Origin of the sequence: Pseudomonas cannabina, assembly GCF_900100365.1 — a bacterium.
Lineage (GTDB): Bacteria > Pseudomonadota > Gammaproteobacteria > Pseudomonadales > Pseudomonadaceae > Aquipseudomonas > Aquipseudomonas cannabina.
Genome location: NZ_FNKU01000001.1, coordinates 4192400 through 4217182, shown reverse-complemented (window position 1 = coordinate 4217182; position 24783 = coordinate 4192400). Strand labels below are relative to the sequence as shown.

At 59.6% G+C, this 24783-nt stretch carries 22 protein-coding genes and 3 pseudogenes; 11 read left to right on the top strand and 14 right to left on the bottom strand.

What is annotated here, in order from left to right:
- Positions 1-78: 78 nt before the first annotated feature.
- The 7 genes and pseudogenes from BLT55_RS19940 to BLT55_RS19915 form a co-directional block, all read right to left on the bottom strand.
- On the bottom strand, positions 79-381 hold the full coding sequence (locus BLT55_RS19940) for a Txe/YoeB family addiction module toxin (protein ID WP_074800783.1): 303 nt from the start codon (positions 379-381) through the stop codon (positions 79-81).
- Positions 353-631 carry a type II toxin-antitoxin system Phd/YefM family antitoxin gene (locus BLT55_RS19935; RefSeq protein WP_007248184.1) on the bottom strand — a complete coding sequence of 93 codons (279 nt, stop codon included), beginning with the start codon at positions 629-631 and terminating at the stop codon, positions 353-355. Before BLT55_RS19935 ends, BLT55_RS19940 begins: the two co-directional genes overlap by 29 nt.
- A 201-nt stretch (positions 632-832) precedes the next feature.
- The gene (locus BLT55_RS19930; protein ID WP_055001771.1) at positions 833-1612 is read right to left on the bottom strand and encodes an N-acetylmuramoyl-L-alanine amidase; all 780 of its coding nucleotides are present in this window, start codon (positions 1610-1612) and stop codon (positions 833-835) included.
- A 92-nt stretch (positions 1613-1704) separates the two neighbouring features.
- Positions 1705-2922 (bottom strand): annotated as a pseudogene (locus BLT55_RS34840) (GGDEF domain-containing protein); the annotation flags it as partial.
- 65 nt (positions 2923-2987) lie between these two features.
- Positions 2988-3777, bottom strand: a pseudogene (locus BLT55_RS34835) (hypothetical protein); the annotation flags it as partial.
- The gene (locus tag BLT55_RS19920; RefSeq protein WP_007248180.1) at positions 3774-4649 is read right to left on the bottom strand and encodes an endonuclease/exonuclease/phosphatase family protein; all 876 of its coding nucleotides are present in this window, start codon (positions 4647-4649) and stop codon (positions 3774-3776) included. The gene BLT55_RS19920 and the pseudogene BLT55_RS34835, both read right to left, overlap by 4 nt.
- 9 nt (positions 4650-4658) lie before the next feature.
- Entirely contained in the window at positions 4659-5303 is a 645-nt protein-coding gene (locus BLT55_RS19915; RefSeq protein WP_007248179.1) for a thiol:disulfide interchange protein DsbA/DsbL, read from the bottom strand.
- A 295-nt stretch (positions 5304-5598) separates the two neighbouring features.
- Here BLT55_RS19915 and yihA point away from each other — a divergent pair, with 295 nt between their 5' ends.
- Entirely contained in the window at positions 5599-6234 is a 636-nt protein-coding gene (yihA, locus tag BLT55_RS19910) for a ribosome biogenesis GTP-binding protein YihA/YsxC (RefSeq protein WP_007248178.1), read from the top strand.
- 241 nt (positions 6235-6475) lie between these two features.
- On the opposite strand, the gene polA is transcribed toward yihA, so the two are convergent.
- Entirely contained in the window at positions 6476-9241 is a 2766-nt protein-coding gene (polA, locus tag BLT55_RS19905) for a DNA polymerase I (protein ID WP_055001746.1), read from the bottom strand.
- A 74-nt stretch (positions 9242-9315) separates the two neighbouring features.
- Between polA and BLT55_RS19900 the strand changes: the two genes are divergently transcribed.
- Both BLT55_RS19900 and BLT55_RS19895 read left to right on the top strand, forming a co-directional pair.
- The gene (locus BLT55_RS19900; RefSeq protein WP_024645121.1) at positions 9316-9603 is read left to right on the top strand and encodes a DUF2782 domain-containing protein; all 288 of its coding nucleotides are present in this window, start codon (positions 9316-9318) and stop codon (positions 9601-9603) included.
- A 50-nt stretch (positions 9604-9653) separates the two neighbouring features.
- Positions 9654-10604 (top strand): homoserine kinase, encoded by a 951-nt coding sequence (locus BLT55_RS19895; protein WP_007248175.1) that lies wholly within the window; start codon positions 9654-9656, stop codon positions 10602-10604.
- Positions 10605-10695: 91 nt separating this feature from the next.
- Here the strand turns inward: BLT55_RS19895 and znuA are convergent.
- A pseudogene (znuA, locus tag BLT55_RS19890) lies at positions 10696-11633 on the bottom strand (zinc ABC transporter substrate-binding protein ZnuA).
- A 67-nt stretch (positions 11634-11700) separates the two neighbouring features.
- Between znuA and BLT55_RS19885 the strand changes: the two are divergent.
- From BLT55_RS19885 to BLT55_RS19870, 4 genes are read left to right on the top strand one after another with little or no spacing between them, the layout of a single operon-like run.
- Positions 11701-12183 carry a Fur family transcriptional regulator gene (locus tag BLT55_RS19885; RefSeq protein ID WP_055001748.1) on the top strand — a complete coding sequence of 161 codons (483 nt, stop codon included), beginning with the start codon at positions 11701-11703 and terminating at the stop codon, positions 12181-12183.
- Positions 12183-12971: a zinc ABC transporter ATP-binding protein ZnuC gene (gene znuC, locus BLT55_RS19880; RefSeq protein ID WP_055001772.1), complete on the top strand. Its 789-nt coding sequence runs from the start codon at positions 12183-12185 to the stop codon at positions 12969-12971. The genes BLT55_RS19885 and znuC overlap by 1 nt, the downstream gene beginning before the upstream one ends.
- Positions 12964-13752, top strand: coding sequence for a zinc ABC transporter permease subunit ZnuB (gene znuB, locus BLT55_RS19875; protein WP_055001749.1), 789 nt, complete (start codon positions 12964-12966; stop codon positions 13750-13752). Before znuC ends, znuB begins: the two co-directional genes overlap by 8 nt.
- 38 nt (positions 13753-13790) lie before the next feature.
- Complete coding sequence (locus BLT55_RS19870; RefSeq protein WP_055001750.1) at positions 13791-14507, top strand: PA5502 family lipoprotein; 717 nt, start codon at positions 13791-13793, stop codon at positions 14505-14507.
- 200 nt (positions 14508-14707) lie between these two features.
- Here the strand turns inward: BLT55_RS19870 and katE are convergent, their stop codons facing one another.
- Positions 14708-16858, bottom strand: coding sequence for a catalase HPII (katE, locus tag BLT55_RS19860; RefSeq protein WP_055001751.1), 2151 nt, complete (start codon positions 16856-16858; stop codon positions 14708-14710).
- A gap of 311 nt (positions 16859-17169) precedes the next feature.
- On the opposite strand from katE, the gene BLT55_RS19855 reads away from it, so the two are divergent.
- From BLT55_RS19855 to BLT55_RS19845, 3 genes are read left to right on the top strand one after another with little or no spacing between them, the layout of a single operon-like run.
- Positions 17170-18177, top strand: coding sequence for a methionine ABC transporter ATP-binding protein (locus BLT55_RS19855; RefSeq protein ID WP_055001752.1), 1008 nt, complete (start codon positions 17170-17172; stop codon positions 18175-18177).
- Complete coding sequence (locus BLT55_RS19850; protein ID WP_007248166.1) at positions 18177-18851, top strand: methionine ABC transporter permease; 675 nt, start codon at positions 18177-18179, stop codon at positions 18849-18851. The genes BLT55_RS19855 and BLT55_RS19850 overlap by 1 nt, the downstream gene beginning before the upstream one ends.
- A 51-nt stretch (positions 18852-18902) precedes the next feature.
- Positions 18903-19676, top strand: a complete 774-nt coding sequence (locus tag BLT55_RS19845; RefSeq protein ID WP_055001753.1) for a MetQ/NlpA family ABC transporter substrate-binding protein — start codon at positions 18903-18905, stop codon at positions 19674-19676.
- A 406-nt stretch (positions 19677-20082) separates the two neighbouring features.
- Here the strand turns inward: BLT55_RS19845 and BLT55_RS19835 are convergent, their stop codons facing one another.
- Both BLT55_RS19835 and BLT55_RS19830 read right to left on the bottom strand, forming a co-directional pair.
- Entirely contained in the window at positions 20083-20715 is a 633-nt protein-coding gene (locus BLT55_RS19835) for an SCO family protein (RefSeq protein ID WP_055001773.1), read from the bottom strand.
- A 54-nt stretch (positions 20716-20769) separates the two neighbouring features.
- A complete protein-coding gene (locus tag BLT55_RS19830; protein WP_055001754.1) occupies positions 20770-21288 on the bottom strand; it encodes a cytochrome c oxidase assembly protein in 519 nt (172 codons plus the stop codon).
- Between the two features lie 286 nt (positions 21289-21574).
- On the opposite strand from BLT55_RS19830, the gene BLT55_RS19825 reads away from it, so the two are divergent.
- Positions 21575-22225 (top strand): hypothetical protein, encoded by a 651-nt coding sequence (locus BLT55_RS19825; RefSeq protein ID WP_055001755.1) that lies wholly within the window; start codon positions 21575-21577, stop codon positions 22223-22225.
- Positions 22226-22330: 105 nt separating this feature from the next.
- Here the strand turns inward: BLT55_RS19825 and BLT55_RS19820 are convergent, their stop codons facing one another.
- Both BLT55_RS19820 and BLT55_RS19815 read right to left on the bottom strand, forming a co-directional pair.
- Positions 22331-23863 (bottom strand): SulP family inorganic anion transporter, encoded by a 1533-nt coding sequence (locus BLT55_RS19820; protein ID WP_055001756.1) that lies wholly within the window; start codon positions 23861-23863, stop codon positions 22331-22333.
- A 104-nt stretch (positions 23864-23967) separates the two neighbouring features.
- The gene (locus BLT55_RS19815; RefSeq protein ID WP_007248160.1) at positions 23968-24708 is read right to left on the bottom strand and encodes a carbonic anhydrase; all 741 of its coding nucleotides are present in this window, start codon (positions 24706-24708) and stop codon (positions 23968-23970) included.
- Positions 24709-24783: the final 75 nt, after the last annotated feature.

The following is a 24783-nucleotide window of genomic DNA, read 5'->3' as shown; positions in this document are numbered from 1 at the left end:
TGCCAGACAAAGCAGGCACTTACCCGTGCGTCCTGCACAGAGTTTTGCGTTTCAAATTGTCATGAAGACTTCCAGTCATCAATAGTGATGGCGGCATGCGATGACTGTAAGTACACCTCCCTCGTAAAAATAGACAAAACGGTGCTCTTTCGTGATGCGCCTAGACCAGTAACCTGTTAAATCACCGGTCAGTGGTTCCGGCTTGCCTATGCCCTTGAATGGGGTGCGCAGGCATTGGTTGATAAGGCTGTCGATAGATTTGGAAATAGTCTGGTCTGAATCCTTCCAGTGAGAGTAATCGTCCCATCCTAGCGCCGTGAAGTGTACGCCCACAGCGGATCTTGCCGCTTCCTTATTCTTCTGTTTCTGGCCCTGTGACATCTAGGGAAATCTCCTTGATAAAAGCTTTCCCGGCTTTGTGCTGTGCAACAGATTGTCGCAGACGCGTCGCATTGGCCTCTGTACCCAGCAGATACATGGTTTCTGACATTGAGTTGTAGTCATCAAGGGACAGCATGACTACATGATCACCGCGCAAGCGTGTGATGAGAGCGGGCTCATGGTCCCTGCACACATCATCCATAGCCTGCTTCAAGCCGGCGCGAGCCTGACTGAATGATAAAACCTGCATATAAATATTCCTTCCTGGCTCAACCAGGCCCTTCATGGGATTGGAACTGCTCGACTACCTTTCAGGTGTCGAACGCTTCTTCAAGCGCTTAGCTTGGGATAGGGTTTTGTACAGGATCTTGTACATTAATTCAACCTTGGCTTGCCGTGCGATGTGGGCGTCCATTTAACATTCTGGGACCTTATTCTCCATTAAACCTAATCAATTCGAGTGATTAAGCACCTGCAGAATGGCAGCGCTTTGTGCGTCGGGTTCGCCGTCGAAACGGGCAGGGCGATAGTGCATCTGGAAGGCTGCCAGCACCTGTCGCGTTGCGGTGTCCAGCTCGCCGGTTTGCGGGGTGCTGTAGCCAAAGCGTGCCAGTTGCTGCTGGAACCAGGTGATGCTCGGCAGGTTGACAGCGAGCAATGCCTGGCGCTGGGCAACCTGGTGCTCGTCGGGCCAGATGCCGAGGCCTTCGGTTGCGAGGCGTTTCCATGGGAACAGCGGGCCCGGGTCCTGCTTGCGCAGCGGGGCGATGTCGCTATGACCGATGACGTGTTTGGGGTCGATTCTGTTGCGTTTGACGATGTCCTTGAGCAGCACGATCATCGACCGGACCTGCGCTTCGCTGTACGGATACCACAGGCGCCCTGTCGGTGTTTCCTTGAATCCGGGATTGACGATTTCGATGCCGATCGAGCTGGAGTTGAGCCAGGTGCGGCCTTCCCACTCGCTTTCGCCGGCGTGCCAGGCTCGGGCGTTTTCATCGACCAGTTTGTAAACGGTGGCTTTGGCGTCATCTCCGATCAGGTAATGACTGCTGACCTCGCCATGGGTCAGCAATTGGAGTGAGCGTTCCAGCGAGGTTGAGGTGTAATGCATCACGACGTACTGCACCCGGTTGTCGAAATTCACAGACGGGTGGCTGGTGTCCAGTGTTGGACCGCTGGAGCAGGCCGTGAGGGCGAGTAGCAGAAAGGCGGAGAAATACAGCTTCATTGGATTGGCAACATCGGCAGGAAATGCGACAGGATAACAAAGCGCCAGCAAATAGCTTCAGGCTGAAACATTTGTTCGGACAAATGTTTCAGCTATCCCTGTTCTACCCGGTTCCTGCCATTTTCCTTGGCTTTATAAAGCGCTTGGTCAGCGCGCTTGATGGCGGTATCGGAGCGCTCTCCCAACCGAAAAGCGGTCATTCCCATGGAAACCGTGATGGTTACCCGTTCGCCCTTGAAGTGAAACGGACACAGCTCGACGGCGGCACGCAGTTCGTCGAGAAGCTTTAGCCCGACATCGGGAACGGTTGCGGGCAACAGCATGACAAACTCTTCGCCACCGAAGCGGGCGAGGAAATCCCCAGGCCGCAGGCGTTTCTTGAAAACGTTGGCGACAATCTTCAACACCTTGTCGCCAGCCAGGTGCCCGTAGCCGTCGTTGATACGCTTGAAATGGTCGAGATCGAGAATGCACACCAGCAGGCTGTTCTTCTCTTGCTGCCACTGCGCCATTTCATGCTCGAGGCGTTCACCCCAGGCGGCCCGGTTGGGCAGTTCGGTGAGCGTGTCGACCAGCGCTTTTTGGCGTTGCTCTTCCAGGTGACTCCTGAAACCCAGTGCTTCCTGCTCCATGCTGGCGACGCGTGCCGAGAGGCTTTGCAGTCGCGATGCCACTTCCTGCTCGCGGTCGTCGCGTTTGCGCTGGTAATTATCCATGGTGCTGAGCAAGCCTTCGAGCCGGTTATCCAGCACCTGCTTGAGGCTGGTCAGGTCGGACGCATCCTGAACGCTGCTTTGCAGCCCGCCCACCTGCTCGCGCAATTGCTCGTTCAAGTCGCGAACGGCGGACTGATCCTCGGCGTGATCTTCGCTGGCAGCCTGCAAATGACTCTGGAACGACTCGAGTCGTTCGTTCAGCTGCTTGAGATAGCTGCCGAATTCCTGCTGACCACCGTTATTGATCGCCAGCATCAAAACTGCAAGATCGTCGAGGATCGGCAGCAGTTCGTACCAGTTAAGCCCGTGTTTGAGGCGTAGCTGCATGTCCTCGACCTGCGGACGGAAATGCTCGGACAACGTCAGGTCGTTGAGCAGGCCCAGCAGGGTTTCTTCGATGTGCTCAGCGACCGAGCTGTAGCTCGGCTCCGGGGAGGAGGGCAGCGCGTAGCCGTCATCGCCTTCTGCGACCTCGGTTTCAGGCTCGGCATCTTCTTCCGGCGGCTCTGTGTCAACGATGGGCGGCGCCGGTCGTTGCTGATACGGCACGCTGGGAACAGGCGCCAGCATGTCGGTGATATCGACGGGCTCGACGTAGGTGTAGGCGTGTTCAGCCGGTGGTTCGGGAGTAATTTCTGCGTTGATCGTCACAGTGGGCGTGGCGATCACGGAGGGTGCGGCTTCTACTGGCGCGGGAGCAGCGACTGCCTCGCCCTCGGCAACGGCTGTCGGCGGTGGGGCCGATTCGATAAATGTATCAGTCTGCTCGGCCTGCGCCGGAAGTGGCGCTACCGGCGTTGGCGGTGTATCCGGGGGCGCGGGGGATGCAGGGCGTTCATGCACGTTGTCGTGCTGTTCCTCTCGCACCGAGGCCGGGGTCGTTTCAGGCTGAGGCGGTTCAGGAGGGTGTTGCTCGCTGTGCGTGTCCCGCGCGCCGAACAGGCGTTGCAGCAATCCTTGGCGGGGGCCTTCTTCGGGTTTTTCGATCTGCGTCAGGGCCTGGCCTTGCAGGCTGCTCAACTCGCTGAGCAGGACGGGCAGTTCGCGTGCCTGAGCGGCGCGTTCTTCAAGGTCCTTGGCGAAGCGCTTGAGTGGTTTGCGGACGTCGCGTGGCAGCGGCAGTGCCTGAAGTTGTGCGACCAGAGCGGTCAGTGCCGAACTGATCTGCCCGGCGCGCACTTCGCGGCGATGTTCAGAATCCAGCACGGCCTTTTCAAGGCGCGGGATCAGGGCAGCGAGGCCTGCGTCCATGTCGTCGGTGCGGACGATTTCACGCATTTCCTTCATGCATTCGTCGACGGCCCGGTCTGAACCCTCTGCCGCCAGACTGCTGCGTACCAAGCCGCGCCGCAGCAAGTCGAGCCGCGCATCCCAGCGCTTTTCGAGCTTATCCTGTTGCTCGATCCCTTTGAGGTATTTCTCTTTCCAACGCTCCGCGTCGTCGCTCATGCAAGGTTTCCACCAGAGGGCACAGGCAGTGAGTCCCCACACAGTGAAGCAGGCAGGCGAATCTCGACGGCAACCGGCAGGTGATCGGAAATGGGTTGGGCCAGCACCTGCACGCGTTCAAGCGTCAGGGTCGGGCTGAGTAGAATGTGATCAAGGCAGCGCTTTGGGCGCCAACTGGGGAACGTCGCTTCGATTTGCGGGGCCAGCAGCCCCAGATCACGAAGCGGCGAGTGTTCCAGCAAGTCATTGGCGTGCGTGTTCATGTCGCCCATCAGCACTTGATGACGGTAGCCGCCGATCAGTTCGCGAATGTAGGCGAGTTGTAGGGTTCGGGTGCGGGTTCCGAGGGCCAGGTGCATCATGACCACGATCAACGCGTCTTCACCTTCGCCAAAGCGCACGAGAATGGCACCGCGTCCGGCCGGGCCGGGCAGCGGGTGGTCTTCGATCTTGGTCGGGCGCAGACGGCTCAGGACACCGTTGCTGTGCTGGGCAAGACGCCCGAGGTTGCGATTGAGCTGTTGATACCAGTACGGAAAACCGCCCAGCTGGGCAAGATGTTCGACCTGATTGACGAAGCCGGAGCGCATGCTCCCGCCGTCGACCTCCTGAAGCGCCACCAGATCGAAGTCGTTGATCAGGTCACCGATTTTCTGCAGGTTGCCTGCGCGTCCGCCATGCGGCAGTAAATGCTGCCAGCTGCGCGTCAGGTAGTGCCGGTAGCGTTCGGTGCTGATACCGACCTGGATGTTGAAACTGAGCAAACGCAGCCTGCCGTCTTCCGGCAAGCCACTTTGCGTCAGGTGATGTTCGTTGACCTGCGGATCATGCAGGCCAACGATACGCGGGCTACCTTTGCCCCAGCGGCGCATGACCGGCGCTTACTTGGCAGCCGCCATAGCTGCTCGTTCTTTGGCGATCAACTGGTCGGCCACCTTCAGAGTTGCTTCCGGGCCACCGGCCGAGCCGAGGTCAAAACGGTATTTGCCGTTGACGATCATGGTCGGAACGCCAGTTACTTCGTACTTCTTGGCCAGTTCCTTGTACTGCGCGATCTTGCCCTTCACTGCGAAGGAGTCGAACGTCTTGAGGAAATCGTCCTTGTTCACGCCCTGAGTCGCAACGAAATCGGCCATGTCGTTCTTGTCGGTCAGACGCTTGCCGCCTTTCTGGATAGCTTCGAAGACGGCTGCGTGAACCTTGTGCTCGACGCCCATGGTGTCCAGGGTGATGAACAGTTGGCCGTGTGCATCCCATGGGCCGCCGAACATGGCCGGGATACGCACGAAATTGACGTCGGACGGCAGTTTTTCAACCCATGGATTGATAGTCGGCTCGAACGCGTAGCAATGCGGGCAGCCATACCAGAACAGCTCGATGACTTCGATCTTGCCCGGCTCGGCAACGGGCACAGCGCTTTTCAGCTCGACGTATTGTTTGCCGGCCTCGATGGGCTCGGCGGCCTGGGCGGACATACCGAACAGACTGGCGGCAACCAGAGCGGCGCTGATGATCAGATTACGCATGCTTTACTCCTGAGCAGATTGAATCGCCTTCATGCGACGGTGTGTTCGACCGGGCGCGAAAGCCTGAGTTCGTTAGTGTAACGCTGGGGTTGTAAAAATGGGCGGCCGTGGCAGGCCTTTTTGCATAAGGAGTGAAGCAGGTCATGTCTGAATGTTCCAGCGGTCAGTCAGTGCGCCCCGACAGGGTGCGAGTATGGGCCGGGGGACAGGTGTGTCATTATAGGCGCACGCACCCAAACGAAACCGACACCTCTTGCCACACGCCTTTTAGGCAAGGGCCTTCACCGGAAATCACATGCAGCTCAAAAACCCCATTCTCGGTCTGTGCCAACAGGCCACGTTCATGCTCAGCGCCGCCAAGGTCGACCAATGCCCCGATGACGAAGGTTTTGAAGTCGCATTTGCCGGTCGCTCCAACGCGGGCAAGTCGAGCGCGCTGAACACCCTGACGCATGCCAGCCTGGCGCGTACTTCCAAGACGCCGGGGCGTACCCAGTTGCTGAACTTCTTCGGCCTGGACGAAGATCGCCGTCTGGTCGATTTGCCTGGCTACGGTTACGCGAAAGTACCCATCCCGCTCAAGCTGCACTGGCAGCGTCACCTGGAAGCCTATCTGGGCAGTCGCGAAAGCCTGAAGGGGCTGATCCTGATGATGGACATCCGTCATCCAATGACTGACTTCGACATCTTGATGCTGGACTGGGCCATCGCGAGCAACATGCCGATGCACATCCTGCTGACCAAGGCCGACAAGCTGACCTACGGTGCAGCCAAGAACACGCTGCTCAAGGTTCAGGCCGAGATCCGCAAGGGTTGGGGCGACGCCGTCAGCATTCAGTTGTTCTCGGCCCCCAAGCGCATGGGGCTGGAAGAGGCCTACACCGTCTTGGCCGACTGGATGGAACTGGAAGACAAGGTGCCTGCCGAGTAAATCGCAGGCAAAAAAAGACCCCGGACTTCGCATGGGGAGAAGGAAGTTCCGGGGCTTAAGGTCCAGACCTTAGGGTGGGGTCCGGATATATGCCAACACTTAACACAACTAGGAGCACGATGGATTTTGCAATCTATCGGAACCTCTGACTCCTGTCCAAATGGTTAAGTTCCAGCAATTAAGAAAAGTTCACCTTTCCTACAATGTTTGACGAACCTGCCTACAGTTCGCCCTTTTTCACTCAATGTGCCTCGTCCCAATTGTTGCCGATGCCGACTTCCACCAGCAGCGGCACGGCCAATTCTGCGGCTCCGCTCATGTGCGGACGGATCTGTTCGCTGATCTGATCGACCAGGTCTTCGCGCACCTCCAGCACCAGTTCATCGTGCACCTGCAGGATGACGCGTGCATCCAGGCCGGACGCATCCAGCCAGCCATTTACCGCCACCATCGCTTTTTTGATGATATCTGCGGCCGTACCTTGCATCGGCGCGTTGATCGCCATGCGCTCCGCGCCCTTGCGCAGGGACGGGTTCTTGGCATTGATGTCCGGCAGGTACAGGCGACGGCCGAAGATGGTTTCTACAAAACCCTGCTCGGCGGCCTGGGCGCGGGTGCGCTCCATGTAGTCGAGCACGCCGGGGTAGCGGGCGAAGTAACGGTCTACGTAAGCCTGTGACTGCTTGCGGTCGACGCCGATCTGCTTGGCCAGACCGAACGCGCTCATGCCGTAGATCAGGCCGAAGTTGATCGCCTTGGCGCTGCGGCGCATGTCTTGAGTCACGCCTTCCAGCTCGACGCCGAAGACTTCCGCCGCCGTGGCCCGGTGTACGTCCAGATCATTGCGGAACGCGTGCAGCAAGCCTTCGTCCTTCGCCAGATGCGCCATGATCCGCAGTTCGATCTGCGAATAGTCCGCCGCCAGCAGTTTGTAACCCTTCGGCGCCACGAACGCCTGACGAATACGGCGCCCTTCGGCGGTACGAATCGGGATGTTCTGCAGGTTCGGATCGCTGGACGACAAGCGCCCGGTCACCGCCACGGCCTGATGATAAGACGTGTGAATGCGCCCGGTGCGCGGGTTGATCTGTTCGGGCAGGCGGTCGGTGTAGGTGCTTTTCAGCTTGCTCATCGAACGGTACTGCATCAGCACCTTCGGCAGCGGGAAGTCCTGCTCGGCCAGTTCGGCAAGCACTGCCTCGGCGGTCGACGGCTGGCCGGTGGCGGTTTTGCTGAGGATCGGCATGCCGAGCTTTTCGTAGAGAATCACCCCGAGCTGCTTGGGCGAGCCCAGGTTGAACTCTTCACCGGCAATGGCGAAGGCTTCGCGCTCCAATGCGGTCATCTTGTCGCCCAGTTCGACGCTTTGGATGCCCAGCAGGTTGGCATCGACCAGCGCGCCTTGGCGCTCGATACGCGCCAGTACGGGGACAAGTGGCATCTCGATATCGTTGAGTACCGGCTGCAAGGTCGGGATCGCCGCCAGACGCGCTTCGAACACTTCATGCAGACGCAGGGTCAGGTCGGCCTCTTCGGCGGCGTAGTTGCCCGCCTGCTCGATGGCGATCTGATCGAAGGTCAGCTGTTTGGCACCCTTGCCGGCGATGTCCTGAAAGTTGATCGGCGTGTGCGTCAAGTACTTGGCCACCAGGCTGTCGCGGTCGTGACGGGTCGCCGTGGAATCCAGTACGTAGGATTCCAGAATGGTGTCGAACCTGACGCCCTGCAAATCGATGCCTTGCGCCTGATCGCCATCGATCGCGCAATTGGCGAGCAGATTGATGGCGAATTTGGCGTGCTGACCGACTTTGATCTTGCCCGGGTCCTCCAGCAACGGCTTGAGGGTCTTGAGCACGCTGTCCCGATCCAGTTGCTGCGGGACGCCCATGTAAGAGTGAGTCAGCGGAATGTACGCCGCTTCGTGGGTCTGAATGGCAAAAGACAAGCCGACCAGTTGCGCGCGTTGGGCGTCGGTGCCGTTGCTCTGAGTGACGAAGGCGAACAGCGGCGCGGCCTGAAGCTTTTTCAGCCAGGCGTCGAACTGAGTCTGCTCAAGGATGACTTCATAGGCCGCTTCTTTGGCTTCGACTGTAGGCTCTTCAACGGTCAATTCCTGCCCGGCACGCTTGGCATCGCGTTGCAGGTCTTCGATCCAGCTTTTGAATTCCAGCTCGGCGTACAGCTCCATCAGCGCATCGCGGTCCGGCTCGCTGCAGTGCAGCTGATCCAGTTCGATGTCCAGTGGCACGTCGATCTTGATGGTCGCCAGTTCGTAGGACAGAAACGCCATCTCGCGGTGCTCTTCGAGCTTCGCGGCGAGGGTCTTGGCACCGCGGATCGGCAGGGTCGCGACCTTGTCGAGGTTGTCGTAAAGCTCTTTGATCCCGCCACCGACGCCAACCAGCAGGCCGACTGCGGTTTTTTCACCGACCCCCGGCACGCCTGGAATGTTGTCGACCTTGTCGCCCATCAGCGCCAGGTAATCGATGATGTGCTCCGGGCCGACGCCGAATTTCTCTTTCACGCCTGCAACGTCCAGCACGCTGCCGGTCATGGTATTGACCAGCGTGATGTGCCCGTCGACCAGTTGCGCCATGTCTTTGTCGCCGGTGGAAATGACCACCGGACGATCTGCCGCTGCGCTGCTGCGCGCCAGGGTGCCGATCACGTCATCCGCTTCGACGCCTTCCACGCACAAAAACGGATAGCCCATGCCTTTGACGCACGCATGCAGCAGATCGACCTGCACGCGCAGGTCATCCGGCATGCTGGGCCGGTTGGCTTTATAGTCGGTGTACAGCGCGTCACGAAAGGTCCCGCCCTTGGCATCGAAAACCACGGCGAGCGGGCTTTCCGGGTACTGGCGACGCAGGCTTTTGAGCATGTTCAGCACGCCTTTGACGGCGCCGGTCGGCAAGCCTTTGGACGTGGTCAGAGGGGGCAGTGCATGGAAGGCGCGGTAGAGGTAAGAAGAACCGTCCACCAGGACGAGCGGCGCTTGGGTCATGAGCAGAATCAACCTTTTCGGCGGGGTCGGCGCTAGAATGCGCGGACCATTGACGACAAAGCGACAAGGTTATCATGCGCAAGGTAAATCGACTCTTATTGACCGGCCTGTTGGCACTTTGCCCTTTGCTCGCTGTTGCAGCAGAGGACTCACCTTCGGCGGCTCCGGACGTTACTATTCGCACCGACGGTGACCGAACCATTCAGGAATACCGACAGAACGGCTTTCTGTATGCAGTGAAAATCACCCCGAAACACGGCAAGCCCTATTTTCTGGTGCGCGCCGATGGTACAAGCCCCAATTTCATTCGTTCGGATCAACCGGACATGCTGATCCCGCAGTGGGAAATATTCAGCTGGTAGTCGCTGGTCGGTAGCACCCCACATTCACTTTATTGGTTGGCAGTTCTGATATGTCCGTTTTTACCCCGCTGGCTCGGCCCGAGCTGGAAACATTTCTTGCCCCTTACGGGCTCGGCCGTCTGCTTGACTTTCAGGGCATTGCCGCCGGTAGTGAAAACACCAATTACTTCATCAGCCTAGAGCGGGGCGAATTCGTCCTTACTCTGGTCGAGCGCGGTCCGGTGCAGGAAATGCCGTTCTTCATTGAGCTGCTCGATGTGCTGCACGAGGCTGATCTGCCGGTGCCTTACGCCCTGCGCACCACCGACGGTCAGGCGCTGCGCGAGCTGGCAGGCAAACCGGCGCTGTTGCAACCGCGCCTGCCGGGCAAGCACATCAGTGAGCCGAATACTCAGCATTGCGTGCAGATCGGCGAGTTGCTGGCCAATCTGCATCTGGCGACACGCGAGCAGATAGTGGAGCGCAAGACGGATCGCGGGCTGGACTGGATGTTGAGCGAGGGGCGCAACTTTCTGTCGCACCTGGGCGAGACTCAGCGGGCATTGCTTGCAAAAAGCCTTCAGGAAATCGAAGACCTCAAGCCACAAATCATGGCCTTGCCACGCGCCAACCTGCACGCCGACCTGTTTCGTGACAACGTGCTGTTTGAAGGCACACACCTGACCGGGCTGATCGATTTCTATAACGCCTGTTCCGGTCCGATGCTCTACGACCTGGCGATTGCGCTGAACGACTGGTGCTCACGCGAAAACGGCCAGCTCGACGCCGTCCGCGCGCGTGCCCTGTTGGGCGCTTACGCAGGGCTGCGGCCGTTCACGGCTGCGGAATCGAAGCTCTGGAACACGATGTTGCGCATCGCCTGCGTACGCTTCTGGCTGTCCCGCCTGATCGCCGCCGAGACGTTCGCCGGGCAGGACGTGCTGATTCACGATCCCGTGGAGTTTGAACGGCGTCTGGCCGAGCGCCAGGAAGCACACATCGCGCTGCCGTTTGCGCTCTGACTGACTGGCTCGCCCACGGGGTTAAGCACCCTACCGACTATCTTGCCAATGCGCGTCGGGACGATAGTCAGGACGAAAAGTGCCTGTACTGTCAAAGACTGCTCAGGCAGCCCGTCAGATCATCCGCCAGTTTCTGCAACACCTGCTCGTAACCCTGCGCGGAGGCGGGGATGTAGCCGCCTAGCGCGTCCAGCTCTGCGAGTTTGACCGGCAGGCCTGCGCTCAGGGTTTCTGCCAGGCGTGGGCGCAGGGGGGGGCGCTGAATACGCAGGTCTTGCCCGCCGCTTTCAGGCGCTCGCGCATGGCCGCCACGTGCTGCGCCCCGGGCTGGATCTCGGCGGCAATGGCGAATACGCCGGCGTGCTTGAGCCCGTAAGCTTCTTCGAAATAATCGAACGCCTCGTGAAACACGAAAAACGGTTTGCCCGCAACGGCAGTGACACGGCCCTTGATACGCGCGTCCAGCGCATCGAGGCGCTTGCTGAACGCCTCGGCGTTGCTGGCGTAGCGAGCCGCATTGGCCGGGTCCGCAGTGCTCAGGTCAGCCGCCATCTTTGTTGCGATCACTCGCGCATTGACGGTCGACAGCCACAGGTGCGAGTCCAGGCTGCCGGGCTGGTGGTCGTGATCGTGTTCGTCTGCATCCTCGTCATGATGAGCGTGGTCGTCATGGGAGGCATTGTCTTCGCCGAAATGGCGCAAGTGCATGCCAGGCAGCGATTGCACGGCAACCGCAGGCGAGCTGCGGCCTTGCAGGACGCGCGGCAGGAAGGTTTCCATGTCCGGGCCGATCCAGTAGAACAATTCGACTTCGCGCACGCGCCGTACGTCGGATGGTCGCAGCGCATAGTTATGAGGCGACGCACCGGGGGGCAACAGCACCTCGGGCTTGCCGACGCCGTCCTGCACAGCCGCCGCAATCAGCTGCAATGGCTTGATACTGGTGAGTACGTTGACTTCGGCCTGAGCCGGGGCGATGAACAACAGACCGATCCACAGAACAGCAACAAGATTGAAAAGACGGCGCACTCGAATCACTCATATAAGTCAGGAACAGGTAACATAATAACGTCTCTAGCCAATATCGTCGCTGCTCATGCCCAATACTCCCCTGGCCAGTCGCCCCCATGACCACTCCTACTGCGTGCATTCGGCCCTCGCCGAAGCAGACGCTCTGTGCACAAAACAGGGGCTGCGCCTGACTACCCTGCGCCGCCGCGTGCTGGAACTGGTCTGGCAAAGCCACAAACCGCTGGGTGCCTACGACATTCTGGCGGTGCTCAGCGAAGAGGACGGCCGTCGCGCCGCGCCGCCGACCGTCTACCGTGCGCTGGATTTCCTGCTGGAAAACGGCCTGGTGCATCGGATTGCCTCGCTCAATGCCTTCACCGGCTGCAATCACCCGACCCACGCGCATCAGGGCCAGTTTCTGATTTGCCGCGTGTGTCATGCCGCGATCGAGTTGCAACACCCGGCCATCAGCGCATCGGTGGTCGATGCTGCCGCGGGCGTCGGCTTTGCGGTCGAAGGCCAGACGGTCGAGATCGTTGGCGTGTGCGCTGGCTGCAAGGCCGCCTGATGACGGATGCATTGATACGTCTGGAGCAGGTCGCCGTCACGCTGTCCGGGCAAAGCGTGCTGGACAACATCCAGCTCAGTGTCCGTCCTGGTGAGATCGTTACGCTGATCGGCCCCAATGGCGCGGGCAAGACTACGCTGGTGCGTGCGGTGCTGGGGCTGCTCAAGCCCGATTCAGGCACGGTGTGGCGCAAACCGAGGTTGCGTGTTGGCTACATGCCGCAGAAGCTGCATGTCGACCAGACCCTGCCGCTGTCGGTGCTGCGCTTCCTGCGTCTGGTGCCCGGTGTGGACCGTGCTGCGGCGCAGTCTGCACTGGAAGAGGTCGGCGCCGAAAAAGTCATCGACAGCCCGTTGCAGGGTATTTCCGGTGGCGAGATGCAGCGCGTGCTGCTGGCTCGCGCTTTGTTGCGCAAGCCCGAATTGCTGGTGCTCGACGAACCGGTGCAAGGCGTCGACGTGGCCGGGCAGGCTGAGTTGTACAGCCTGATCACACGGCTGCGCGACCGTCACCAGTGCGGCGTGTTGATGGTGTCCCATGACCTGCACCTGGTGATGAGCACCACCGATCAAGTGGTGTGCCTTAATCGCCACGTCTGCTGTTCCGGGCATCCCGAGCAGGTCAGCCATGATCCGGCGTTCGTCGAACTGTTCGGCAAGAATGCGCAAAGCCTGGCGATTTATCACCATCATCACGACCACGCCCACGATCTGCATGGCGCGGTGGTGAACGACGTCCCGGCCACCCCTCACACTCACGTTCACGGAGACAGCTGCAAGCATGGCTGATTTTCTACTGTATGCCTTGCTCGCAGGCGTTGCGCTGGCCCTGGTGGCGGGTCCGCTCGGTTCCTTTGTGGTCTGGCGGCGCATGGCGTATTTCGGTGACACACTGTCCCACGCCGCGCTGCTCGGCGTGGCGCTGGGCTTTTTGCTGGATATCAGCCCGACCATCGCGGTGACCTGCGGCTGCCTGTTGCTGGCGGTGCTGCTGGTCACCCTGCAACAGCGTCAACCGCTGGCGTCGGATACGCTGCTGGGGATTCTGGCACCGAGCACGCTGTCGCTCGGGCTGGTCGTGCTCAGCTTCATGCACGAAGTGCGAATTGACCTGATGGCTTATCTGTTCGGTGATCTGCTGGCAATCAGCCCGGCCGATCTGGCCTGGATCATGGGTGGCAGTTCGCTGGTGCTGGTCACGATCATTGCGCTGTGGCGACCGCTGCTGGCAATGACCGTGCATGAAGAACTGGCCCGTGTCGAAGGCCTGCCGGTCGCAGCGCTGCGCATGGCGCTGATGCTGTTGATCGCGGTAGTGATCGCGGTGGCGATGAAAATCGTCGGTGTGTTACTGATTACTTCGTTGCTGATCATTCCGGCCGCTGCGGCACAGCGTCACGCCCGCTCGCCGGAGCAGATGGCTATCGGCGCAAGCCTGCTGGGCGTGACTGCGGTGTGCGTCGGGCTATCATTGTCATGGTTCAAGGACACACCGGCCGGACCGTCTATAGTGGTATCCGCTGCGGCGTTGTTCTTGCTCAGCTTTGTTCTACCCAGGCGAGCGGTGTAGACTTGCTCGTTTTTTGCGCAAACTAGAGAATCGCAGGAATGAAGCCGTTCGCCCCACGCTATCTGCTGCTGGTCGCATTTTCCATCCTGTTGGGTGCCTGTCAGAGTGCGCCAACGGTCGATACGCCTGCGTCCGAGGCTCAACCTGACGCCTTCGCGCAGCTTGAACAGAACATCGCTGGCAATGAGCTGGCAACCGCCGAGGATCAACTGGCGACGTTGCAGGCAGCCAATTCCGACGATGCCCGGCTCGAGCCTCTGCAGCGTCGTCTGGCCGAAGCTTACCTGAGCCGCAGTCAGATCAGCCTGCAGAAGGGCGACATGAACGCTGCGGCCAGCGCATTATCTCGAGCGCGCGCATTGATGCCCAAGGCGCCTGCGCTGACCAGCGGCGTCAACGGGGCGATTGCCCACGCCCGCAAGGCGGAACTGGAAAAAGCCGAAGCGCAATTGAAAGAAGCGGAAGCGAGAAGGGTGGCCAAGCTGGTTGACCCGTCAGCGCCGAGTACCACCATTGACCTGAAAATCGGCGATATGCCCGCACTGCGTCGTCAACTGGATGACATTGCGGCGGATACCGTGGCGTTCAACTGTGAAGTGCTGCTGGTGGTGCCGCGCACCGAGGATTACCCGTGGCTGGCCACGTTGCTGACCAAACGGGTGGTGAAGGCCAATCCAGACTTCGAGTTGCAGCTGCGTCGAGAAATCGAGCGCAATGAAAAAGCGCACATCGTTTTGACGTCAGCCAAGTCTTGAACTGCTTTTTCAAAAGCGGATTTTTGGACAGCTATCGTTCCTCACGTTCCGCGTGGGAATGCCGTGCGTGACGCTTCGCGTCACAAATCTGCGCCGCGCCGCATACTCAAGATCGGACGCAGAGCGTCCAGAAATGCGTCCCCACGCTGGAGCGTGGGGACGATAATCCAACCAGAACAAGACTGGCTCTAGCGTCTAGATCAAGCCGGAATAGCCTTGGCTTTCACTTCACGGTCCCAGACGCGGTGTTGGGCCATCGCGTCGAAGAAGACTTCGAACGATGCGCTATCCGACACCACCAGAAGGCCCGCATCCTCTTCCAGGCGCAGCAAGCTCAACAAGTCTTTAGCTTCCCCGGCAACGGAGATGGCCTTGAGGTGCTTGTAGGCTTCCAGGATGAAGTGCAGTGCCACGCCATCAGTGCTCAACGCTTTCACCGAATCGGCGCCGCCCGGCACGAACACTGCGTCGAACGCTACCGAAGGCAGGCCTTCAGCTGAAGCATCGACCGGCAGGCTTTTGCCATCCGCCGTTTTGACCGGTGCAGACGTCGGACCGAGTACCTTGGCGTGTGCGCCTTTGGCTGTCAGTGCAGCTTTCATGGCCTCCAGCGCTTTGCCGTCAACGCCATTGGCCACAAGGATCGCGACTTTGCGCGAAACAATGTCGCCCGACAGCAGGTTGACCTGACTCAGCGCCGGTGACTCTTTCACCGACGTCTGACGCACAGGCACAGTGCCGGCCTTCGGCGCAGGCAGACCCAGGTTGGCCGCCACACGGCTGGCCAGTTCCAGATCGATGTTGGCCAGAATTTCGTTGACCTGACGGGCACGGATGTACTCGCGCTCGACTTTGCCCAACTCGAAGCTGTACGCCGCGATGATGTGCTCTTTCTCATGGTGGCTCATGCTCTGGAAGAACAGCGTCGCCTGCGAGAAGTGATCGCCGAACGATTCGCTGCGCTCACGCACCTTGTGCGCTTCAACACGCTCAGGGTAAGTCTCGAAACCGCCGTCCACCGCAGCTGCCGGGGTTTCTTTCGGCCACCCGCCGTCGATCGAGTTCGGCTCGTAAGAAGCACGGCCCTTGTCGATGGTGGTGCGATGCTGTGCGTCGCGCTGGCCATTGTGGTTCGGCGCAATCGGACGGTTGATCGGGATTTCGTGGAAGTTCGGACCACCGAGGCGGCTGATCTGCGTGTCGGTGTAGGAGAACAAGCGACCTTGCAGCAGCGGATCGTTGGAGAAGTCGATACCTGGCACGATATGGCCCGGGCAGAACGCAACCTGCTCGGTTTCGGCAAAGTAATTATCCGGGTTGCGGTTCAGCACCATTTTGCCCAGCGGCGTGACGGGGACCAGCTCTTCCGGGATGATCTTGGTCGGATCGAGCAAGTCGAAGTCGAACTTGTGCTCGTCTTCCTCGGCCACGATCTGCACGCCCAGTTCCCATTCCGGGTAGTCGCCCATTTCGATGGACTCCCACAGGTCACGGCGATGGAAGTCGGTGTCCTTGCCGGCCAGCTTCTGCGCTTCGTCCCAGACCAGCGAGCACACGCCGAACTTGGGCTTCCAGTGGAATTTGACGAACGTGGATTTGCCTTCGGTGTTGATCAGGCGGAACGTGTGAATGCCGAAACCCTGCATGGTGCGTAGGCTTTTCGGGATCGCACGGTCGGACATGGTCCACAGCACCATGTGCGCGGATTCCGGCACCAGCGAGACGAAGTCCCAAAAGGTGTCGTGCGCCGAGCCGCCGGTAGGAATTTCGTTGTGCGGCTCAGGCTTCACCGCGTGCACGAAGTCCGGAAACTTGATGGCATCCTGAATGAAGAAGATCGGCATGTTGTTACCGACCAGATCGAAGTTGCCTTCGTCGGTGTAGAACTTGACCGCAAAGCCCCGCACGTCACGCACGGTGTCGCCCGAGCCGCGTGGGCCCTGAACGGTGGAGAAACGCACGAACACCGGGGTCTTCTTGCCTGGATCACGCAGGAAGCCTGCTTTACTCAGCGCGCCCTGGTCTTTATAGGTCTGAAAGTAACCGTGTGCTGCAGTGCCGCGCGCGTGAACGATGCGCTCTGGAATACGCTCATGGTCAAAATGCGTGATCTTTTCACGCATGATGAAATCTTCGAGCAGCGACGGGCCACGGCTGCCGACTTTGAGGGTGTTCTGGTTATCGGCAATCTTGACGCCGTGGTTGGTGCGCAACGCCTGGCTGGTGGCGTCGGAGCGGAACTGCTCAAGGCTGTCGAGCTTGCCGTTGGTGTTGCCCCGATCAAGTGTGTCGGTGCCTGCCATCTCGCTTTTGGGTGTTGTGGTAATAGGTGGGTTTTTCTCGCTAGCCATCGGAAACAACTCCTTATTTCGACCCAATCGTTGAGTTGGGTTCGATGAATACGACTTCCCTGATGCAAGCGGGAAATCACGGTATCCAGAGAGTGACCGGTGGTGGAATCAGCCGTTCACTCCGATTGAATGCCTTTCGCACCAACGGTCGCGTTATGCCCGTTACACAGGCCTGCCTGCAAATAAATGCTAAGCACGGCGTGCAGGACAGGCTAAAATGCGCGCCCGGTTCAATCTGGCCGAGGTAACGAAGCAAGTGGAACATCGTCCACTGCGCTGATTTTTTAACGCGCCCCCACAAGGTTCGCTCCGTGATCGAGTTTCATAACGTCCACAAAACCTATCGGGTGGCAGGCCGGGAAATACCGGCACTGCACCCTACAAGCCTGCGCATTGACGACGGCCAGGTGTTCGGCATCATTGGCCATTCCGGTGCAGGCAAAAGCACGCTGCTGCGGCTGATCAACCGTCTCGAAACCCCGAGCGGCGGGCAGATCGTGGTTGACGGTGAAGATGTCACGGCGCTCGACGCCACGGGCCTGCGGCGCTTTCGCCAGCAGGTTGGGATGATCTTCCAGCACTTCAATCTGCTGTCGTCCAAAACCGTGGCCGACAACGTGGCCATGCCATTGACGCTGGCAGGCGACATGTCGCGCCAGCAGATCGATCAGCGTGTGGCCGAGTTGCTGGCGCGGGTCGGGCTCTCCGATCACGCCAGAAAGTACCCGTCGCAATTGTCGGGCGGGCAAAAGCAGCGCGTCGGCATCGCCCGCGCCCTGGCGACCAAGCCGAAAATCCTGCTGTGCGATGAGGCCACCAGCGCACTGGACCCGCAGACCACTGCGTCGGTCCTGCAATTGCTGGCCGAGATCAATCGCGAGCTGAAGCTGACTATCGTCCTCATCACTCACGAGATGGACGTGATCCGTCGTGTCTGTGACCGGGTAGCCGTCATGGACGCCGGCGTGATCGTCGAGCAGGGCGAGGTTGCCGACGTGTTTCTGCACCCGACGCACGCGACAACCAGGCGCTTTGTGCAGGAAGACGACCAGATCGATGAAAACGAGCAGCGTGACGATTTTGCCCACGTGCAGGGCCGTATCGTGCGCCTGACCTTTCAGGGCGAAGCGACCTACGCGCCGCTGCTGGGCACCGTGGCCCGGGAAACCGGTGTCGACTACAGCATCCTCGCAGGCCGTATCGACCGCATCAAAGACACTCCATACGGGCAACTGACGCTGGCGATCACCGGCGGTGACATGGACGCCGCCTTTGCTCACTTCACCGCCGCTGATGTTCATATGGAGGTGCTGCGCTGATGGACGCTTTTCTGAACCTGTTCGCCAACGTCGACTGGTATGAAATCTGGGTCGCTACCGGCGACACGTTGATCATGCTCAGTGTCTCGCTGGGCTTCACCATTCTGTTCGGCCTGCCGCTGGGCGTGCTGATGTTTCTGACCTCGCCGCGTCAGTTGCTCGAGCACAAACAGCTGTACGCCACGGTCGGGCTGATCGTGAACATGCTGCGCGCGCTGCCGTTCATCATTCTGCTGATCGTGATGATGCCGCTGACCGAGATCATTACCGGCACGTCGCTGGGGATTCTCGGCACCTTGCCACCCTTGATTGCCGGTGCGACGCCGTTCTTTGCGCGTCTGGTAGAGACCGCGCTGCGTGAGGTGGATCGTGGCATCATCGAAGCCACCCAGGCCATGGGGGCCACCACGCGGCAGATCATCATCAAGGCGCTGCTGCCGGAAGCGCGGCCCGGCATTCTGGCGGCCATCACCGTGACGGCGATTGCGCTGGTGTCGTTTACCGCCATGGCCGGTGCGGTAGGCGCTGGCGGGCTGGGCGATCTGGCCATTCGTTATGGTTATCAGCGTTTTCAGAACGATGTGATGTTTGTGACGGTCGTATTGTTGCTGGTGCTGGTGCAGATTCTCCAGACCATCGGCGACAGACTGGTCGCGCATTTCACTCATCGTTGATCGTATCCGTTGGTATTGGCCCGCCTTGCGCGGGCCCAAAGGAGTTGTTGCATGAAAAAGCTATTGGCGATATTCGCCGCTGTTACCGCCTTGTCCGCGCAGGCCAACGAGACCCTGACCGTCGCGGCCTCCGCCGTTCCGCACGCCGAGATCCTCGAATTCGTCAAACCGACCCTGGCCAAGGAAGGCGTCGACCTGAACATCAAGGTGTTCAACGACTACATTCAGCCGAACGCGCAGGTCGCGCAGAAGCACATGGATGCCAATTTCTTCCAGCATCAGCCGTACCTGGATGAGTACAACAAGGGCAAAGGCACCGACCTGGTGGCCGTGGCCAAGGTCCACGTAGAGCCATTTGGCGCCTACGCGGAAAAAGCCAAGTCGCTGGCCGAACTGCCAGACGGTGCCAACGTCGCGCTGCCCAACGACGCGACCAATGAAGGCCGTGCGCTGTTACTGTTGCAGAAGGCGGGCTTGATCACCTTGGCAGACCCGAGCAACATCCTGTCGAAGCCTTCGGACGTTACCAATAACCCGAAAAATCTGAAATTCCGCGAGCTGGAAGCTGCCACGCTGCCACGCGTGCTGACTCAGGTCGATCTGGCATTGATCAACACCAACTATGCGCTCAGCGCTGGTCTCGATCCTAAAAAGGATGCGTTGATCATCGAAGGTCCGGATTCGCCTTACGCGAACATCCTGGTTGCCCGCCCGGACAACAAGGACTCGGACGCTATGAAAAAGCTGGCCGCAGCGCTGCACAGCCCGGAAGTAAAAGCGTTTCTAGACGAGAAATACAAAGGCGCAGTGGTGCCGGCGTTTTGATCTGATTGCGCTGCTTAACACCTGCAAAACCGCCGCCTCGGTGTACCACACACACCTGAGGTGGCCCGTTTCAGGGCCGCTTCGCTTGTGTGGGAGCGGACCGGGCGACGCTTCGCTTGTCCGCGAACTGCCGGGCACCGGCAGCAAAACCAGCCGCTTCGGTGCACCAGATACAACCAAGATGGCCTGTTTCAGGGCCGCTACGCAGCCCATCGCGGACAAGTCCGCTCCCACGCCCTCCGGGCAGAAGCCCATCTTGCGAGCTTGTCCGCGAACTGTCGGGAACCGGCAGCAAAACCGGTGCATGCGGCACATCAGGCACAACCAAGGTAACCTGTCTCAGGGCCGCTTCGCAGCTCATCGCCGTGCGGAGCTAGAGCTCAATGACGCCCATAGCAATGCCGCACTAATCCCTCTCCAGCAACCCAGGCAATTGCCTGACCAGTTTCTGGTTGTTCAGCGGGGCGCGGATGAAGCCTCGCTGGGTGCCGTCCGGGCCGATCAGGGCCAGGTTGCCGCTGTGGTCGACGAAATAGTTTGACTTGCGGGTGTCGGCGGGAATGAACGGGATGCTGACCGCGCTGGCCAGTTTCTGCAGTTCAGGCACCGGCGCGGTCAGGCCGATGAAGGTCTTGTCGAAATACCCCAAGTATTGTTTGAGCTGCTGCGGCGTGTCGCGGTTGGGGTCGACGCTGACCAGCACGACACGCATCCGCTCGGCCGCGTCTTTGGGCAGTTCGCTTCGGATCTGCTTGATCTGCGCCAGCGTGGTGGGGCAGATGTCCGGGCAGAACGTGTAACCAAAGAACATCAGTGTCCACTGGCCCTTGAGCCCGTCGAGGGCCATCGCCTGACCGTTCTGATCGATCATGCTCAATGCAGGCAGGGTGCGGCTTTTTGGCAGCAGGATAATGCCTGCGTCATTGAGTGCTGCCTGATCTTGCGGTCCGCGGCTGGACAGCAGCTGGCTGCTGATGAGGCCGAGCAGGAGCGCCACAATAGCGGCAGCGATGAAAACGGTTTTCTGAATTCGGGTCATGGTTTCAATGCAAGCGTAGTGTCCGCCCATGATGTCGCATATTCAGGACAGAGCCTAGAGCGGCGTGACGTCGAGAAGGGTGTACGCCAGTTTCAGGTGTTTAACGTCTTCAGGAAGGTCGCGATCAACGATAAAGCGCACCGGCATTTCGATGCGCTCGCCCGGTTGTAACGTCTGCTGGGTGAAGCAGAAACACTCGGTCTTGTGAAACCAGGCCGTTGCCTTTCCCGGTGAAATTCCCGGCACGGCCTGGGCTTTCATCGGTTTGTCAGTCGGGTTCTGCGCAATAAAGATCATCTCGTTGAGTGCGCCGGGGTGCACGAGCATTTGATCAGCACGAGGATAAAACGCCCAGACCATGCCCGCCGCGTTGCTCGACGTGAACTGCACCTCGATCTCACGCGACGTATCGACCTGCTGCCCTTGTGTGTACGAATCGCCGGCCCCGGCATGTCCGCCGACCCAGCTCAGCAGGTCACGAATCGGTGCCAGCGCGAAGCCGCAGGCGAATATAAAAGCCAGCAACAGCATAAGGCGGATAACGAGCCGCCTGGGCAGGACAGGTTGAGTCATGAATGGCTCACTTTTGTGTGGGGCAGCGTGCCGCGAAGGGCGTCGACGGCATCAGAGTAGTCGGCTTATGCACAGACGGGACACTCGCCGTGCTCTGTCAGGTGCGCTTTGCCTTGGCCAACGCCGCCATATGATCAAAAAATGAGCAGATAAGCGCCTGATATAGCCAATGCATATAAATATGAATCAGTTATGACAAAAGCGTCTTAGCTATTTAGTTAAGCCAGCTAACGTATGAATTCCATAAACCAACCACGGGTTTTATCCCTCAGGAGTGCTCACTGTCATGAACACCGCCGCGTTGCGCGAGCAGATACAACGAGCCCATCAACATGAGGCCAGGACCGGCCACCTGCTACAGCAACTGGAACAGAAACTGCCCCATTTACACCCCGCCATCCACTTGCCGGATGTCGACGCCCAGGACGTGCTGACGCGTTTCGTTACCGCTTATATCGATTTGGTCCCTGACCTGCTGGATGCTGCCCATGAGGTCGCCGTCGAAGCCGGAATCGAGGGGCAGATAAAACCGGTGTTGAAGATTGCCGAACATTTTTTCGCCGCTCCACCTGCAATCATGGACGGACACGAGGGGCTGGAGAGCTTGCTGGACGAAGCTTATCTGGCGCACAGGCTGGTCGAGGAAGTGAACGACCTGTACATCAAGCATTTTGGGCAGCCGCTGATTCCGTCCAATACCACGGTTGCCAGCGTGATTGCCCATCAGCTGATAGGCGAGCAATTCGCCAATGAGCTGGACGAGGCGGTGCATCATGCCGTCGATCAGTTGCTTGATGATGAGAGTTTTGCGCTGGATTCGGTCGAGGTTTACCGAGAAAGGCTGAGCAGTCCTGATACAGGTGCAGTCTGGAAGCGCTGGCCGTGTCTGTCACGTCAATTGGGCGTCGGCCTGGAACTGGAACGTTCCGCTGTCTGATCCAACCGCCCGCTTCAACGTCTTCGCCAGCAAGGGAAGGAGCCGGATGACACTCCGCTGCTTCGCGAAGACCCATCCGAATCCGTCACCTTGACGCTGCGATTGTCAGGTCGCGCCTGAACCTATTCCCGTTGTCGTGTAGATCCGCCCTTCGAGACGCCGCTTCAAGCCGCGTGGCTCGATGATTAGCCGGGTTCCGTGGGCAGCGTTGGAACGTCCCCACTCTTCCAGCAGCTCCAGACAGGAGTGATCGATGTAGGACAGATTACCCAGCGGCACATGCACGGTGCTGCCTTGCGGGATTGTGCCCAGTGCCTGAGTCAGCGCTGGCACCTTGAGGAAGGTCGCAGCACCCACCAGACGCAGCTCGTACTCTTTCTCGCCCGCCAGTTCGACCACATTGATCTTCAGACGCGACGCCTTGAACGCCAGCTTGACCAGGGTCATGCCGAAGCCCACCAGCACACCTGTCAGCAGGTCAGTGAAAATGATCGCCACGGCCGTGGCCGCGTAGGTGAACATCGGCATCCGGCCATAGCGGCCCAGACCCCGAAACGCCTTGAGATCGACCAGTTTGAAACCGGTGTAGACCAGCACACCCGCCAGGCTCGCGACCGGAATTCTTTGCAGCACGCTCGACAGCAGCAAGACAAAGGCCAGCAGCCAGAGGCCGTGGAAGATGGTCGAGTAGCGGGTCGTGGCGCCCGCCTGAACATTGGCCGAGCTGCGCACGATTACGCCGGTCATCGGCAGTGCACCCAGCAGGCCGCAGAGCATATTGCCTACGCCTTGAGCGCTCAGCTCCTTGTCGAAGTCCGAACGTTGGCCGCTGTGCATACGGTCTACCGCCGATGCAGACAGCAGCGTTTCAGCGCTGGCGATGAATGCGACAACGATGGCAGCAACCAGAATCGCCGGGTCCGCCAGGTTCATCAGGTCCGCGGGGCGCAGCCAGTCGATGGCATCGGCCAGATTGTCAGGGACTTCCACGCGCTTGACCTGCAATGCCAGGAACAGGCTGATGCCGGTGGCAATGCCCACACCCAGCAGGGCGCCGGGTACGAAACGCAGCGATTGAGGACGGAGTTTTTCCCAGCCCCACATGATCGCCATGGTGCCCAGACCGAGCATACCGGCCTGCATGCCGGTGCCTGGCCCGAACGCCTGAATCAACGTACTGGGGAAGCCGATCAGGTTGTCCAGCCCGGAAGGTTTGGGCCCGCTGTCGAACATGACATGCGCTTGGGAAAGCACAATCAGCACGCCGATACCTGCCAGCATGCCGTAGACCACCGCCGGAGCGGTCACCCGGAACCAGCAGCCCAGCTTGAAGCGACCGGCCAGCAACTGAAGCAGCCCCGCCAGCAGCAGGATCAGTCCGAGCATCGCCATGCCATGTTCACGCACGACTTCAAATACCAGCACCGCCAGACCGGCGGCCGGGCCGCTGACTTGCAGCGGCGAACCGGCTATCCAGCCGACGACCAGGCCGCCGATGATGCCCGTGATCAAACCTTTGGCCGGCGGCATGCCGGACGCAATAGCGATGCCCATGCACAGAGGCAATGCGACCAGGAAAACGACCACGGAAGCCAGTAGCTCCCGTGGTAGTGCGGATTTCAGTTCGGTGATTCCCATGTCGCTTCTCCGTGTTTCTTCAGGCGAGGCAAGACGGGCGGCGCGCATCCTGCGCAACCGCCATCCTCTGATTAAGAAGGGCTTGCCGTCAGTCGAGACAGCTGTCAGTCGACTGAAAAGCGTGCTTTCGGGGAAGCCATTGGCGTCGGACCTTTGCCGTCGAGCGGTATGAAGGCGTCACGTTCGGCGTCGTAGGCCAGAATTTCGCTGGTCTCGATGCTGTAGACCCAGCCGTGAATGAACAGCTGACCGCTGGCCATCTTTGCCGCAACCGAAGGGTGGGTACGCAAGTGTTGCAGCTGGGAAATCACGTTTTCCTGAGTCAGGACCTGCATGGTTTCCAGCTCGCCGGTGCAATTGCAGTTTTGCTCGACCACGGTGCGGGCGACTTCTGCATGACGCAACCAGGCTTTTACCGTCGGCATCTTGTCCAGGCTGCTTGGGTTGAGTACCGCGCGCATGGCACCGCAATCGGAGTGGCCGCAAACGATAATGTGCTGCACACCCAGCGCGACCACTGCGTATTCCAGTGCGGTGGACACGCCACCGTTCATCTGGCCATACGGCGGCACGACGTTACCCACGTTACGCGTCACGAACAGGTCGCCGGGCGAACTCTGAGTGATCAGCTCGGGCACGATGCGCGAGTCGGCGCAGGTGATGAACATGGCGCGTGGCGATTGGGCAGTCGCCAGCTTTTTGAACAGCTCTTCCTGTTCAGGAAAGACCTCTTTACGAAAATGCACAAAGCCATCGACGATCTGTTTCAACGCTACGTCGGCGCTGCTCAAATGGCTGTCTGTGTTGTCCGACGTAGCCGAATGCTGGTTATCCGTGTCTCTCATCTGTTCATCCTCTCTGACGGATTGATGTGGATTTCTCATGCCTGTTTGACCAGAGCCGGATGTGATTCCTGTCAA